This window comes from Streptomyces sp. NPDC051913, from assembly GCF_044593635.1.
Classification (GTDB): domain Bacteria; phylum Actinomycetota; class Actinomycetes; order Streptomycetales; family Streptomycetaceae; genus Streptomyces.
This window is the reverse complement of the sequence record NZ_JBIUCI010000006.1, coordinates 370808-385358: the sequence shown is the minus strand read 5'-3', so window position 1 is coordinate 385358 and position 14551 is coordinate 370808. Positions and strand designations below refer to the sequence as shown.

Below are 14551 nucleotides of genomic sequence, written 5' to 3'. Positions count from 1 at the left end.
CCAGGCCACAGCAAGGGCCAATGGTGAGGCGGTGGATCGTTTTGCGGGTTCTACGAGTGGATCAGCCGCGCCGTGGCCTCAGGTGGACCGGTCCACCAGGGCCACCGGAGGCTCGTCGTCCATCTCGAACGCCATCGGGAAGGGGGCGTGGCCGGCCAGCCGGAACCAGCGGACCTTGCGGTGCTCGCGCAGTCGGCGGGCCGCGCCGACGGCGTCGTTGTGGAAGCGCCTGGCCATCGGCACCCGGCGTACCGCCTCGGTCAGCTCATGGATCGCGGCCTCTCCCCCGGGTGCCTCCTTGACCGTCTCCACCTGCGGACTCTCCGCGAAAACCGCCCGCAGAGCCTGGCTCAGCTCGCTCTCGGCGACCTCCCGCTGCTCCTCCTCGGCCTGCCGGGCGGCGTGGGCGGCCTCGTAGAGGACGATCGACGCGGCCGGGTCGAGGACGCCGGACGTGGCCAGCTCCTGGGCCACCGAGGCACGGCGCAGCAACTGCGCGTCGAGCGCCGCGCGGGCGGCGTCGATCCGGGCATGCAGGCGGTCCAGCCGGCCTGCGGTCCAGCTCAAGTACAGGCCGACCGCCACGAGGGCGACGAGGGTCCAGATGAGGGTTGCGGTCACGGGCCCAAACCCTACCGACGCCCGGCCGCCGTCCTACCCGCCCCTCGCTTCGGACTCACCGGGACCCTGGCGGGCCGGCTCCGCCCGCTCAGTCCCGCGCCAGCCCCAACCGCGCCCGCAGCCCCGTCGCCCTGTCGTCGTCCGCCGCGGCCACCGCCGCCGCGCCGGCCGTCACCGTCTCGTAGACCGAGAGGATGTCCGCGCCGACCGTCGACCAGTCGAAGCGGCGCACATGTGCGCTTCCCCGCTCCCGCAGTTCGGCGAGCCGGTCCGGGTCCGCCAGGAGGCGTACCGCCGCCGCGGCGAGCGCGTCCGCGTCCTCGTTGGTGAAGAGCTCGCCCGCGGCGCCCTGGTCGAGGACCTGGGCGAAGGCGTCCAGATCGGAGGCGAGCACCGGGGCGCCCGCCGACATGGCCTCGACCAGGATGATGCCGAAGCTCTCACCGCCGGTGTTGGGGGCGATGTACAGGTCGACGCTGCGCAGGAAGCGGGCCTTGTCCTCGTCGCTGATCATGCCGAGGAACTCGACGCGCGAGCGGAGTTCCACGGGCAGCGACTCCACCGCCTCCTCCTCGTCGCCGCGGCCCGCCACCAGCAGCCTGGCCCGGGGCCGCTCGGCGAGGATCTTCGGCAGGGCCCTCATCAGCACCGGCAGGCCCTTGCGGGGCTCGTCGATGCGGCCGATGAAGCCGATGGTCTCGCCCTGCCACTCCGGCTTGGGCTCGGCCTTGGCGAAGAAGTCGACGTCGACGCCGTTGGGGATCACGACCGCGTCGCCACCGAGGTGCTCCACCAGCGTGCGCCGGGCGTACTCGCTCACCGCGATCCGCGCGCTGATCTTCTCCAGGGCGGCCTGGAGGATCGAGTACGCGGCGATCATCGCCTTGGAGCGCGGGTTGGAGGTGTGGAAGGTGGCGACCAGCGGGCCCTGCGCCGCCCAGCAGGTCAGCAGGCCGAGCGATGGTGAGGACGGCTCGTGGATGTGGACCACGTCGAACTCGCCGTCGTGCAGCCATCTGCGCACGCGTGCCGCCGACAGGAACCCGAAGTTCAGCCGGGCCACCGAGCCGTTGTACGGCACCGGCACCGCGCGGCCGGCCGAGACGACGTACGGCGGCAGCGGGGTGTCGTCGTCGGCGGGGGCGAGGACGGAGACGTCGTGGCCGAGCCGGATGAAGTACTCGGCGAGATCACGGATGTGGAACTGGACGCCGCCCGGCACGTCCCAGGAGTACGGGCAGACGATGCCGATCCTCACGAGGGCGCCTTACTGGGGTCGAGATCCTTGAGCCACAGCCGTTGCAGCATGTGCCAGTCCTCCGGATGGTCGGCGATCCCCGAGGCGAAGGCATCGGCCAGCGCCTGTGCCATGACAGACGTCTTCTCCGCCCGCGTACCTGACTCGGGCACCTCGATCGGGGGATGCACCCTGCCCCGCATCACCGGTGAGTCGTCGTACCAGAGCGTCACCGGGAGCAGCAGCGCCCCGGTCTGCTGGGCGAGCAGCGCGGGCCCGGCCGGGATACGGGTCACCTCGCCGAAGAACTGGACCTCGACACCGGAGGACGACAGATCGCGCTCGGCGACCAGGCAGACCAGACCGCCGTCGCGCAGCCGCCGTGCCAGAGTGCCGAAGGCGGAGCCGCCGCTGTGCGGCAGGACCTCCATGCCGAGGCCCTCGCGATAGGCGACGAAACGGTCGTACAGGCTCTCGGGCTTGAGGCGCTCCGCCACGGTCGTGAAAGGCGTCTCCAGCTTGGTGGTGACCCAGGCACCCGCGAGGTCCCAGTTGGCCATGTGGGGCAGCGCCAGGATGACGCCCCGGTCGGAGGCGATGCCGTCGGTCAGGTGGTGGACGTCCTCGGGGTCGAAGCCGGTCCTTACCCGCTCGGCGCTCCACGCGGGCAGCCGGAAGGACTCCATCCAGTAGCGCAGGTACGAACGCATGCCCGCGCGGGACAGCTCGGCGAGCCGCTCCGGGCTCGCGTCGGGCACCACGCGCGCGTAGTTGCTCTCCAGGCGCTGGACGCCCTTGCCGCGCTTCTTCCAGGCGAGGTCGGCGATGGTCCGTCCGAGGCGCACGGCGACCGGCTCGGGGAGTTTCTTGACCGCTCCCCAACCGAGGCCGTACACGGCATCGGTCAGCCGGTCCTGTGCGCTCACTTCGCGGCCTCCTGCGCGCCCGCCGCCGCGTCCGCCTCCGCCGACTCGCGGCGGACCGTGACCACGCGCTGGATCAGGGTCACCAGGCTGCCCACGGCGACGATCCACAGGGCGACGGGCAGCAGGTACTGGATACCCGGCACGCCGAACTTGTGCAGGCCCGCGAAGCCGGCCGCGACCAGGGAGATCACCAGCCGCTCGGCCCGCTCGACCAGTCCGTTCACCGCGACCGGCAGCCCGATCGCCTCGCCCCGGGCCTTGGTGTACGACACCACCTGGCCGCTCGCCAGGCAGAAGATCGAGACGGCGCACAGCGCGATGTCGTCGCCGCCACCGGCGTACCAGAGGGCGAAGCCGCCGAAGATCGCGCCGTCGGCGACCCGGTCCAGGGTGGAGTCCAGGAAGGCGCCCCAGCGGCTGGAACGGCCGAGCTGGCGGGCCATGTTGCCGTCGACGAGGTCGGAGAACACGAAGAGCGTGATCACGACCGTGCCCCAGAAGAACTCGCCCATGGGGTAGAAGACCAGCGCACCCGCGACCACCCCGGCGGTTCCGAGGAGGGTCACCGTGTCGGGGCTGACGCCCCTGCGGATCAGAAACGCGGCGAACGGTGTGAGGACACGCGTGAAGAATGCACGCGCGTACTTGTTCAGCATGGCCTTCCCGAGGGTCGGTGTCGCCGCGCGGCCCCTGCTGGCCACCGGCTGGCCCATCGTAGCCACGCGCGCGCGTGGGCGACCGCCGGGCACCCGAGCCCCGTGTCACGGCCCGACGGCATACGGGTCACGGGGCGATCGCGTCCGCCGTATGGACGCACCGTGACGAGAGTGGAAAGCTCGAAGAACCGCGGGCGTCACCGGAGCCGCCATCGCACGCGGACCGGCATGTCCGCGCCCACAGTGACCTCACCGTGCACGGGAGGCAAGGCCATGGGCGACAAGGCGAACGCACACCCCGGAGCCGCCGGAAGGGCAACAGCGGCCGACCACCCCGCGTCCGTACGGAATGTGGTGCTGGTCGGCCACTCCGGATCGGGCAAGACGACATTGGTGGAAGCTCTCGCGCTGACCGCGGGGGCGGTGAACCGGGCGGGCCGCGTGGAGGACGGCGGCACCGTCTCCGACTACGACGAGATCGAGCACCGGCAGAATCGTTCGGTGCAGCTCTCCCTGGTGCCCGTCGAATGGGACGGCATCAAGGTCAATCTGCTGGACACCCCCGGATACGCCGACTTCGTCGGGGAACTCAGGGCCGGTCTGCGAGCGGCGGACGCGGCCCTTTTCGTCGTCTCCGCCTCGGACGGCGTGGACGGCTCGACCCGCATGGTGTGGGAGGAGTGCGCGGCCGTCGGCATGCCCCGCGCGATCGTCGTCACACACCTGGAGGCCGCCCGCGCGAACTTCGAGGAGATGACGCGCACCTGCGCGGAGGCCTTCGGCGGCGACGACCCGGACGCCGTGCTCCCGCTGTATCTGCCGCTGCACGGCCCGCAGGGGCCGGACGGGCACGCGCCCGTGACCGGTCTGATCGGGCTGCTGTCGCAGAAGCTGTTCGACTACTCCACGGGCGAGCGCAAGGAGTCCGAGCCGGGCGAGGACGAGCTCCCGGAGCTGGAGGACGCACGTAACCGGCTGATCGAGGGGATCATCTCGGAGAGCGAGGACGAGACCCTCATGGACCGCTATCTCGGCGGCGAGCAGGTCGACGTCAAGACCCTGATCGAGGACCTCGAACGGGCCGTCGCGCGCGGGGTGTTCCATCCCGTCCTGGCCGCCGCCCCCGCGGGCGAGGGCGGCAAGCAGGGGCTCGGCACGGTCGAGGTGCTGGAGCTGATCACCCGGGGCTTCCCGACGCCGTTCGAGCACCCGACGCCGGGCGTCACGACCATCGACGGCAAGCCGCGCGAGATCAAGGCCTGTGACACCGAGGGCCCGCTGGTCGCGGAGGTCGTCAAGACGTCCTCCGACCCCTACGTGGGCCGCGTCTCCCTGGTCCGTGTCTTCTCCGGCACCCTGCGCCCCGACGAGACCGTCCACGTCTCCGGGCACGGGCTGGCCGACCGCGGCCACGAGGACCATGACGTCAACGAACGCGTCGGCGCCCTGTCCATGCCCTTCGGCAAGCAGCAGCGCCCGGTGACCCACGCCATCGCCGGCGACCTGGTGTGCGTGGCGAAGCTCAGCCGCGCGGAGACCGGCGACACCCTCTCGGCCAAGGACGACCCGCTCCTGATGGAGCCCTGGGAGATGCCCGACCCGCTGCTGCCGCTCGCCATCCAGGCGCACAGCAAGGCGGACGAGGACAAGCTCTCGCAGGGCCTGTCCCGGCTGGTCGCCGAGGACCCGACGATGCGTCTCGAACAGAACCAGGACACCCACCAGGTCGTACTGTGGTGCCTCGGCGAGGCGCACGCCGACGTCGCGCTGGAGCGGCTGCGCAGCCGTTACGGCGTCCAGGTCGACGTCGTACCCCACAAGGTCCCGTTGCGGGAGACGTTCGCCGGCAAGTCGGGCGGGCGCGGGCGGCATGTGAAGCAGTCCGGCGGGCACGGGCAGTACGCGATCTGCGAGATCGAGGTGGAACCGCTGCCGAACGGCTCGGGCATCGAGTTCGTGGACAAGGTCATCGGCGGCGCCGTGCCGCGGCAGTTCATCCCGTCGGTCGAGAAGGGCGTGAGGGCCCAGGCGACCAAGGGAGTTGCCGCCGGCTATCCGCTCATCGACGTGCGGATCACGCTCCTCGACGGCAAGGCGCACTCGGTGGACTCCTCCGACGCCGCCTTCCAGACGGCCGGGGCGCTGGCGCTGCGGGAGGCGGCGGCCGACGCCAAGATCCATCTGCTGGAACCGGTCGCCGAGGTGAGCATCCTGGTCGGCGACGACTACGTGGGCGCCGTGATGAGCGACCTGTCCGGGCGGCGCGGCCGGGTGCTGGGCACCGAGCAGACCAGCGGCAACCGCACCGTCGTCAAGGCCGAGGTGCCGGAGATCGAGATCGGCCGGTACGCCGTCGACCTGCGTTCCCTGTCGCACGGCACGGCCCGCTTCAACCGCTCCTACGCGCGGCACGAACCGATGCCGGCGCAGGTCGCCGAGAGGATCCGTGAAGAGACGCGCGACGCCTAGGAGTTGACCGACGGTCCGCACCGGGCAGACTCCAAGTGCCCGTACGACAGACCTTTGTGGAACGCTCCCCTCCGAGTCGGCGGGCGGCTTCGGCCGTCCGCCGACGAATGTCGGTGGCTGCGGATACGCTGATGACCTGATCAACAGGTGTGCGAAGCAAGCAAGTCGGGAAGGCCGCAGGAGCGACCATGGCGGCGATCGGGGGCGGGAATGACCGTTGACACCGGGTACGAGAGCGTCTTCGGACCACAGGTTCCGCGCACGGGGGACGAGAGCCAGACGGCGACGTTCGCGCTTGCCTCGGCGGCGTACCGCGACAACCCGGTCGACGACATCAAGAAGGCCAACAGCGAGTGGCACGAGACGACGGTCAAGGAGGGCCAGTCCTGGGCCGGCGGACTGTTCAAGCCCAACCTCGGTGAGGCGTTCTCCCGGGCGGTGATCGACCGCATGATCGGTCCGGGCCGCAAGCCGCTCATCCAGTCCTTCGGTACCGAGCCCCAGGTCGTCGTCGACCACTGTCTGGCCGCCTACCGGCTGCGCCGGGCGCGGGACCTGCGGCTGTCGACCGTGATGCTGCTGTGCGGGGTGCTGTTCCTGCCCGGCCTGATCGTGTGGCTGCTGGTCTTCGCGATCCGCACCACCATCGACAAGAACCCCAACAAACGGGCCTCCGCCCTGGCCACGACGCTGCTCCTCGGCGTCGGCGCGCTCGCGGTCATCTTCCTGATCAAGATGCCGTTCACGGGCTTCTGGGGCTGGTACGCACGCGCGTGCGTGGTCGCGCCCGTCGTCGGCTGGTTCTGGGCCAAGCAGATCTGCGACGGCGCCGCGCGGGATCTGCGGGCCCGCTGGGACGGGCTGATCGCGGGCAGCAGCGTCGGCGCCCAGGTCCCCGAGGCGGTGCCGAGCAGCCCCGGCGAGACCCAGGCCGAGCAGAAGCGCCAGTCCCTGGCCAAGCTGAGCGCCGAGCAGCAGTCCAACTCCGTCTTCTACGCCGGTCCCAAGGGCATCCTGGGCATGGGCACGCGCTGGGGCAGCTGGCAGCTCGCCGAGGACCTCACCCCCGCCGACCCGACCCGGGAGATCCACCCGTTCCGCAGCTGGGACGTCATCCGCAACATCGAGGCCCGGCTGCGCATGCTGGAGCGGAACACGATCAACACGGGCGGCTTCCCGAAGGCGTCCATACGCCACTGGATCGTCACCCCGGTCGGCGAGAACGCCAAGGCGGTGGCCCGCACCGAGCAGTCGGCGGACATCGAGGCGTTCCAGCACCGCCAGCACTCGATACAGGACATCTGCAACAAGCAGCAGTTCGGCAGCGGCAACCGGCACTACCTCGGCGTGCAGTGGACGCTCTGGGACGGCCAGCTGATCCTCACCATGATGATCACCGTCACCGTGCTGCACGAGACGCTGCGCATCGAGGTGACCGGCCATGCGCTGGGTCCCGTGAACTCCTTGTTCACGGGCGCCTCCGAGGCCCCCTCGAAGGACGTCCCGAAGTCGTTCAAGCCGTGGGAGACCCGCAAGGTGAACCTCCCGCTGGTCCCCACCGACGAGGTCGTACGACTGACCGTGCGCGCCCCACTGACCTGGTACCCGCCGCTGCTGAACTGGCTCGGCGGGACCATCGCCCTCCCCGAGCCCTTCGGCCTGCGGCACGTGTGGGCCGACAAGCCCTGGCGCCATCGCTTCATGGCCGACGACGCCATGCGCGCGGCGACGCCGGTACTGCGGGTGGTGCACGCGGCGGCGATCAAGGTCCTGGAGGACAACGGCGTCGACACGGAGAAGTTCGGCAACAGGTCGGCGTTCCTCAGCACGGCGATCCAGGACCCGTCGCCCAGGAAGGCCGACCTCTACGACGCGTAGGCAGCCCCTATGCGGGCCAGGCGTCCGCCAGCATCTTCCGGGTGTCGGCGAGCAGCTGCGGCAGCACCTTGGTGTGGCCGACGACCGGCATGAAGTTCGTGTCGCCGCCCCAGCGCGGAACGATGTGCTGGTGGAGGTGGGCGGCGATGCCGGCGCCGGCCACCGTGCCCTGGTTCATGCCGATGTTGAAGCCGTGCGCGCCGGACGCGGTGCGCAGGGCCGTCATCGCCTGCTTGGTCAGAGCCGCCAGCTCAGCCGTCTCCTCATCGGTCAGATCGGTGTAGTCGGCCACATGCCGGTAGGGCACGACCATCAGGTGACCGCCGTTGTACGGGTACAGATTCAGCACCGCGTACACCTGCTCGCCGCGCCGGACGATCAGACCGTCCTCGTCGGACTTGGCCGGGATGGAGCAGAAGGGACAACCGTCGTCGGCACCCGGGCCGGTCGGCTTGTTCTCGCCCTGGATGTAGGCCATCCGATGGGGCGTCCACAGACGCTGGAACGCGTCCTGGGTCCCCACTCCCCACTGCTGCTCCGGCTCACTCGTCATGCAGGGAAGCATATGGCTTCGCCCGTTCGCGGCGTGTCGCCGGGGTTGCGGCGAAGCCGTCCCGCGCGAAGCTGACCGGGTGGACGCAGACAGCCGCAAGGACAGCGAGGAGCCGGGCCCCGACGGTCGTTGGGAGCAACGTACTGAGCTGCCGCTCGCCGTGGCCTCGCTGGTGTTCCTGGCCGCCTACGCGATCCGGGTGCTGGCCGAGGGGCTGTCGGACGGCTGGAAGGACCTCTGCTTCGCGGTGACACTGGCCGCCTGGGCGCTGTTCGCGGTCGACTACGCGGTGCGCTGGCGGCTCAGCGGGATGCGGCTGCGGTTCGTGCGGACGCACTGGCTGGACACGGTGGTGCTGGTGCTGCCGCTGCTGCGCCCGCTGCGGGTGGTCAAGGTGTACGAGGCGGTCCAGCGCCGGCACGGACAGCCCCGCCTCGCGCTGCACGCGCGCGTGATCTTCTACGCCGGGCTCTCGACCGTCCTGCTGGGCTTCGCCGGCGCCCTCGCCGTCTACCAGCAGGAGCGCGGGGCGCCGGGGGCGACCATGCGGACCTTCGGGGACGCGATGTGGTGGACGTGCGCCACGCTCGCGACCGTGGGATACGGCGACGTCACCCCCGTCACCCCGGCCGGGCGGTTCATCGCGGTCTGGATCATGGCCGTAGGACTGGCCCTGCTGGGCGCGGTGACCGGCACCTTCGCCTCCTGGCTGCTCCAGGTCTTCTCACGGGAGGACGACGAGAGGCCCCCGGGAAGCTGAGCCTCCCGAGGGCCTCTCCAGCACAGGGCGATCAGATCTGTGCGCGCTCCTCGACGACCTTCGCGATCTTCGCGATGGCCTCGTCGAACGGGATGCCGTTCTCCTGCGAGCCGTCGCGGTAGCGGAAGGACACCGAGCCGGCCGACATGTCCTCGTCGCCCGCGATGACCATGAAGGGCACCTTCTGCTTCTGGGCGTTGCGGATCTTCTTCTGCATCCGGTCCGAGGAGGAGTCCACGTCCACGCGCAGCCCCTGCTTCCGCGCGGCGGCGGCGAACTTCTCCAGGTACTCGACGTGCGCGTCGCCGATCGGGATACCGGTCGCCTGCACCGGCGCCAGCCACGCCGGGAACGCGCCCGCGTAGTGCTCCAGGAGGACGGCGAAGAAACGCTCGATCGAGCCGAAGAGCGCGCGGTGGATCATGACCGGGCGCTGCTTCGAGCCGTCCGGGCCCGTGTACTCCAGGTCGAACCGCTCGGGCAGGTTGAAGTCGAGCTGGATCGTCGACATCTGCCAGGTACGGCCAATGGCGTCCTTGGCCTGGACGGAGATCTTCGGCCCGTAGAACGCGGCGCCGCCCGGGTCCGGGACCAGCGGCAGGCCCTGCTTCTCGGCGACCTCGCGCAGCGTCTCGGTCGCCTCCTCCCAGACCTCGTCGGTGCCGACGAACTTCTCCGGGTCCTTGGTGGACAGCTCCAGGTAGAAGTCGGTCAGACCGTAGTCCCGCAGCAGGCCGAGGACGAAGGTGAGGGTCTTGTCGAGCTCCTCCGACATCTGCTCACGGGTGCAGTAGATGTGCGCGTCGTCCTGCGTGAAGCCGCGCGCGCGGGTCAGGCCGTGCACGACGCCCGACTTCTCGTACCGGTACACCGTCCCGAACTCGAAGAGGCGCAGCGGCAGTTCACGGTAGGAACGACCGCGCGCGTCGAAGATCAGGTTGTGCATCGGGCAGTTCATGGGCTTGAGGTAGTAGTCCACGCCCTCGTCGAGCTGCATGGGCGGGTACATGCCGTCGGCGTACCAGTCCAGGTGCCCGGACGTCTCGAAGAGCTTCCCCTTCGTCGCGTGCGGGGTGTAGACGAACTCGTAGCCCTCCTCCTCGTGCCGGCGGCGCGAGTAGTCCTCCATGACCCGGCGGATGATGCCGCCCTTGGGGTGGAAGACGGCGAGGCCGGAACCGATCTGCTCCGGGATGGAGAACAGGTCGAGCTCGTTGCCCAGCTTGCGGTGGTCGCGCTTCTCGGCCTCGGCGAGGAAGTCGAGGTGCGCCTTCAGCTCGTCCTTGGAGGGCCAGGCGGTGCCGTAGATGCGCTGGAGCATGGGGTTCTTCTCGCTGCCGCGCCAGTAGGCGGCCGCGTTGCGCATGAGCTTGAACGCCGGGATGTTCCGGGTCGTGGGCAGGTGGGGACCGCGGCAGAGGTCCTTCCAGCACAGGTCGCCGGTCTTGGCGTCGAGGTTGTCGTAGATCGTCAGCTCACCGGCGCCGACCTCGACGTCCGCGCCGTCGTCCGACGACGCCGAGCCCTTGAGGCCGATCAGCTCCAGCTTGTACGGCTCGTCCGACAGCTCCTCGCGAGCCGCCTCGTCGGTCACCACACGGCGGGCGAAGCGCTGCCCCCGCTTCTGGATCTCCTGCATCTTCTTCTCGATGGCCTTGAGATCCTCGGGCGTGAACGGCTTCTCGACGTCGAAGTCGTAGTAGAAGCCGTCCTTGACCGGCGGGCCGATGCCCAGCTTGGCCTCGGGGAAGAGCTCCTGCACGGCCTGTGCCATGACGTGCGCGGTGGAGTGGCGCAGGATGTTGAGGCCGTCCTGGGACGAGATCTCGACGCCCTCGACCTCGTCGCCCTCGGCGACCACGTACGCCAGGTCCTTCAGCTCACCGGCCACGCGCGCGGCGATGATCGAGCGCTCGCCGGCGAACAGCTCGGCGGCCGTGGTGCCCGTCGTCACCGTGCGCTCTTCCCGCTCGGAATCGCGTTGGATGATCACACGGACGTCTGACACCGGTCTCTCCTGACTGAAGGGGATGCGGGCGCCGTACCGTGAGCGCGCGCAATAGGGGATCGTACCGACCCGCACCCACCGACCGCGAAATCAGTCCCCGTCGTACTCCCCGCCACAGGCTTCCTCGAAGAAGTCCAGGTTCTCCTGCAAGGACTTCATCAGCCGGTCCCGCTCGGCCTCGTCCACCTGCACGGGCACGACCGCGGTGGCGGCGGTCAGCCGCCGGAAGCCGCCCCGGCTCTCCAGCCGCCCGTGCACCCGCACCGGCAGCCCGACGAGATGGGCGTGCCCGGCGATCCGGTACGCCTCCTCGTCCAGGGTCAGCCGGACGTGCGGCACCTCCACCCCGGCGATCACCCGCAGCCGTACGCTGCCCTCCCCGCGCGGCCCCGACCTGCGCATCCGCACCACCGTCCCGGTGACCCGCACCGGCACGGACGGCTCCTCGCGCAGATAGCGGGCCCCGGCCTCACGCAGCACGGGCAGGTCGCCGGGCGAGAACTCGACGGGCTCGCCGGAGGCGGCGCACCCCTCGGGCACCCCGGCGGCCGGTGCCCAGTCCACGGCGATGCGCGCCCCTTCCGTACCGCGCACGAGCGCGATCAGGGCCTCGGTGAGCTCACGGCTGACGCCCGCCTCGACGGCCCCGTCGAAGGCGTCCATGCCGCCGGTGGCCCGCTGGTAGTCGATGGCCTCGCGGGCGGCGTACAGGGCCTGGTGGAGGCGTACGGCGAGGGGGCGGCCGGTGCCGACGGGGACGAAGGCGGTCAGTCTGCCGTCGGTGGCGGCACCGACGAGGACGTTCTCCAGCAGGGAGAGCGCGGCACGGCGATGCCTGGCACCGTAGTAACCGGCACGCGCGCGCGTGGCGAGCGCGCCCGCGAGGAGGCTCTGGCGGGCAGCGGCGCGCAACTGCTCCTCCACCGCCCAGGAAGCGGCTCCCGCCGGGCCGGCCGGCGTGTCCCGCCACCAGCGGATCTCGTCGCTGGGCACGGCGAGGCCGACAAGGACCTCACGCGCGGAGGGCGTGCCGCTGCGGGCGAGCGCGTCGAGCGCCTCACCGAGCAGGTCGTCGCTGTCGGGGAAGGCACGGCTCTCGGGTACGAGGAGACTGGTGCCGCCACCGCCCGGTCCCGGCGGGGTCCAGCGGCCGTAGCGCCCGGGAGCGCCGCCTCGGCGCTGCCAGCCGTGCCGGTGCAGCAGGGCGCTGAGGACGGCGGGATCGACCTCGTCCGGTTCGGGGGCGCGGTTCCAGGCGGCGTCCACCGGGTGCGGTCGCACCGGCCGCAGGGGCTCCTCCACGGGGCGGTGGGTCATGGTCTGCCTCCCGTCCCGACCCGCGTCATGATCTCGCACAGCGCCCGGTCGTCGAAGATGCGTGAGGTCGGTATCCGCACGGTGGTCCGGGTCCGGCCCGTGATCGGGTGCCCGGCGAGGTTGACCCAGTAGCAGCAGTGCCGCAGGTCGAGGCGGTCGTGGCTGGCGCGCAGCCAGTCGTCCTGGGATCTCGGCACCAGCATGACCACGAGGATCTTGTGCACCGAGACGGGGGTGCGCGCGAGCTTGCGCAGATGGTCGTTGTCGAGGGTGAAGGAGAAGAACCGGCCGGGTGGGTTCGGGGCGACCTGGTAGGTGCACTTGAGCTGCACCTTGATGGTCACCTCGTCGTCGACGGTGTGCCCCGGCGAGCCGTGACTGACGTGCCAGTCGATGCCGTTGTCGGGGAAGGGCTGCGACAGCGAGCAGCCGGCCGCCGCGGCGACCGCGTGCAGATAACCGACCTGCAGGGTCTCCATGCAGGCGGTGGTGGCGAGTGTGCCGCGCAGGGAGCCCGTACGTTCGGGCAGCAGCCCGCCCCGCTCGGGCTGCGCTATCGCCATGACCAACAGCCTTCCACGCTCGGTGAATCCGAACCGCGGGTCTCTGAACTGCAAAGACCCGTATTCCTGTTGTGTCCTTCCGGCGTACGGCGCAAACAGCCCGGGTATCACCAAACAGGCAGAAGACGGTGCGTCAGCTGCCGTGGGTGAACGAGGGGTTGTGTTGGTATGACGTGCTGGTACGAGGGGCCCCTGGCCGCCTTCGACACGGAGACGACGGGCGTCGACGTGGAGACCGACCGGATCGTGTCGGCCGCCGTCGTCGTCCAGGACGCCCCGGGTACCCGGCCGCGGGTGGCCCGATGGCTGGTGAACCCGGGTGTGCCGGTGCCCGAGGGCGCGACGGCGGTGCACGGGCTGACGGACGAACACCTCCAGCGCAACGGCCGCTGGCCGGCGCCGGTGATGTACGAGATAGCGGAACACCTGGGTGAACAGGCGTCCGCGGGGCGGCCGTTGGTGGTGATGAACGCGCCCTTCGATCTGACGCTCCTGGACCGGGAGTTGCGCCGCCACCGGGCCTCGTCCCTGGACCGCTGGTTCGAGTCGGCGCCGCTGCGGGTCCTCGATCCGCGGGTCCTGGACAAGCATCTGGACCGCTACCGCAAGGGCCGCCGCACCCTGACCGACCTGTGCGCGCACTACGGTGTCACGCTGGACGGCGCGCATGACGCGGGGGCGGACGCCCTGGCCGCACTGGAGGTCGTACGAGCGGTGGGGCGCCGTTTCGCGGCCCGGCTGGAGCGGCTGTCCCCGAACGAGCTGCACACCCTCCAGACGGATTGGCACGCGGCACAGGCGCGGGGGCTCCAGGCGTGGTTCGCGCGCAGTGGGACCCCGGAGGCGGTGGACCCGGCGTGGCCCCTGCGTCCGGAGCTGCCGGCCGCTGCCGCCTGAAGAGCGACCCGGGCATGAAAGAAGCCGGTCCGCGTGATGCGGACCGGCTTTCTCCCGGTGGGCGATACTGGGTTCGAACCAGTGACCTCTTCGGTGTGAACGAAGCGCTCTCCCACTGAGCTAATCGCCCGGGAACGCACTGAACAATACAGGCCCCGACGGGCTTCCTTCAAACCGCTTCCAAGTACGCGACCAGTCCCCGCCGTCCGGCCCGCATCATCAGCCGGTGGTTGGCCCGGAACACCGGCCGCCCCGGCACGGCGAGCCGTCGCAGCAGCGGCTTGTTCACGTCGACGACCTGGTCGTACAGCGCGAGGGTGCCCGCCCCGTCCGCCGTGATCGTCCAGCGCGCCCAGCCCTCCAGGTCCCCGGTCATGGCGATCTCCAGCACCCCGCCCGCCCGGTCGCGCCGCACTTCACGCGCGGTGAAGACGAGGTCGTACGGCAGCGTGGCCCGGATCCTGATGACGCCGGTGGTGTCGTCGAGGCGCTCCACGGCACGCACCTGGGGCCACCAGCGGGGGTATTCCTCGGCCTGTTCGAGCACGTCGTAGACGGTGGCGGGCGGCGCGGGCACGGTCCACCCGGTGTGGAAGCGGTAATGGCTCCAGTCCATGCACAGAGTCTGCCCGCAGGGAACTGAGTACGTTCTGAGTACGCGCACTC

General features: G+C 70.6%; 13 protein-coding genes and 1 tRNA gene. 4 read left to right on the top strand and 10 right to left on the bottom strand.

The genetic code is table 11. The features are described 5' to 3' along the window. Positions 1 to 78: 78 nt before the first annotated feature. The 4 genes from ACIHIX_RS21105 to pgsA all read right to left on the bottom strand — a co-directional run bounded on the left by ACIHIX_RS21105 (position 79) and on the right by pgsA (position 3497). Positions 79 to 621: a hypothetical protein gene (locus ACIHIX_RS21105; RefSeq protein WP_399958224.1), complete on the bottom strand. Its 543-nt coding sequence runs from the start codon at positions 619 to 621 to the stop codon at positions 79 to 81. Positions 622 to 709: 88 nt separating this feature from the next. Next, on the bottom strand, positions 710 to 1879 hold the full coding sequence (locus ACIHIX_RS21100; protein ID WP_399958222.1) for a glycosyltransferase family 4 protein: 1170 nt from the start codon (positions 1877 to 1879) through the stop codon (positions 710 to 712). Next, on the bottom strand, positions 1876 to 2784 hold the full coding sequence (locus ACIHIX_RS21095) for a phosphatidylinositol mannoside acyltransferase (RefSeq protein WP_399958220.1): 909 nt from the start codon (positions 2782 to 2784) through the stop codon (positions 1876 to 1878). The genes ACIHIX_RS21100 and ACIHIX_RS21095 overlap by 4 nt, the downstream gene beginning before the upstream one ends. Next, entirely contained in the window at positions 2781 to 3497 is a 717-nt protein-coding gene (pgsA, locus tag ACIHIX_RS21090) for a phosphatidylinositol phosphate synthase (protein WP_399958588.1), read from the bottom strand. Before pgsA ends, ACIHIX_RS21095 begins: the two co-directional genes overlap by 4 nt. 216 nt (positions 3498 to 3713) lie before the next feature. On the opposite strand from pgsA, the gene ACIHIX_RS21085 reads away from it, so the two are divergent. Together ACIHIX_RS21085 and ACIHIX_RS21080 are read left to right on the top strand one after the other, a co-directional pair. Next, the gene (locus tag ACIHIX_RS21085) at positions 3714 to 5909 is read left to right on the top strand and encodes an elongation factor G-like protein EF-G2 (protein ID WP_399958218.1); all 2196 of its coding nucleotides are present in this window, start codon (positions 3714 to 3716) and stop codon (positions 5907 to 5909) included. A 210-nt stretch (positions 5910 to 6119) separates the two neighbouring features. Next, positions 6120 to 7787, top strand: a complete 1668-nt coding sequence (locus ACIHIX_RS21080; protein WP_399958215.1) for a hypothetical protein — start codon at positions 6120 to 6122, stop codon at positions 7785 to 7787. 7 nt (positions 7788 to 7794) lie between these two features. On the opposite strand, the gene ACIHIX_RS21075 is transcribed toward ACIHIX_RS21080, so the two are convergent. Next, positions 7795 to 8352, bottom strand: coding sequence for an HIT family protein (locus ACIHIX_RS21075; RefSeq protein WP_399958212.1), 558 nt, complete (start codon positions 8350 to 8352; stop codon positions 7795 to 7797). A gap of 67 nt (positions 8353 to 8419) precedes the next feature. On the opposite strand from ACIHIX_RS21075, the gene ACIHIX_RS21070 reads away from it, so the two are divergent. Next, positions 8420 to 9100 (top strand): potassium channel family protein, encoded by a 681-nt coding sequence (locus ACIHIX_RS21070; protein ID WP_399958209.1) that lies wholly within the window; start codon positions 8420 to 8422, stop codon positions 9098 to 9100. A 31-nt stretch (positions 9101 to 9131) separates the two neighbouring features. Here ACIHIX_RS21070 and thrS read toward each other — a convergent pair whose 3' ends face one another. The 3 genes from thrS to ACIHIX_RS21055 all read right to left on the bottom strand — a co-directional run bounded on the left by thrS (position 9132) and on the right by ACIHIX_RS21055 (position 12988). Continuing rightward, the gene (gene thrS, locus ACIHIX_RS21065; protein ID WP_399958206.1) at positions 9132 to 11108 is read right to left on the bottom strand and encodes a threonine--tRNA ligase; all 1977 of its coding nucleotides are present in this window, start codon (positions 11106 to 11108) and stop codon (positions 9132 to 9134) included. A gap of 90 nt (positions 11109 to 11198) precedes the next feature. After that, positions 11199 to 12425, bottom strand: coding sequence for a hypothetical protein (locus ACIHIX_RS21060; RefSeq protein WP_399958203.1), 1227 nt, complete (start codon positions 12423 to 12425; stop codon positions 11199 to 11201). Then, on the bottom strand, positions 12422 to 12988 hold the full coding sequence (locus tag ACIHIX_RS21055) for a DUF4365 domain-containing protein (RefSeq protein WP_399958201.1): 567 nt from the start codon (positions 12986 to 12988) through the stop codon (positions 12422 to 12424). Before ACIHIX_RS21055 ends, ACIHIX_RS21060 begins: the two co-directional genes overlap by 4 nt. 168 nt (positions 12989 to 13156) lie before the next feature. On the opposite strand from ACIHIX_RS21055, the gene ACIHIX_RS21050 reads away from it, so the two are divergent. Next, positions 13157 to 13885, top strand: coding sequence for a 3'-5' exonuclease (locus tag ACIHIX_RS21050; protein WP_399958198.1), 729 nt, complete (start codon positions 13157 to 13159; stop codon positions 13883 to 13885). 58 nt (positions 13886 to 13943) lie between these two features. On the opposite strand, the gene ACIHIX_RS21045 is transcribed toward ACIHIX_RS21050, so the two are convergent. Continuing rightward, a tRNA-Val gene (locus ACIHIX_RS21045) sits at positions 13944 to 14015 on the bottom strand. 39 nt (positions 14016 to 14054) lie between these two features. After that, complete coding sequence (locus ACIHIX_RS21040; RefSeq protein WP_399958195.1) at positions 14055 to 14501, bottom strand: SRPBCC family protein; 447 nt, start codon at positions 14499 to 14501, stop codon at positions 14055 to 14057. Between the last annotated feature and the right edge of the window lie 50 nt (positions 14502 to 14551).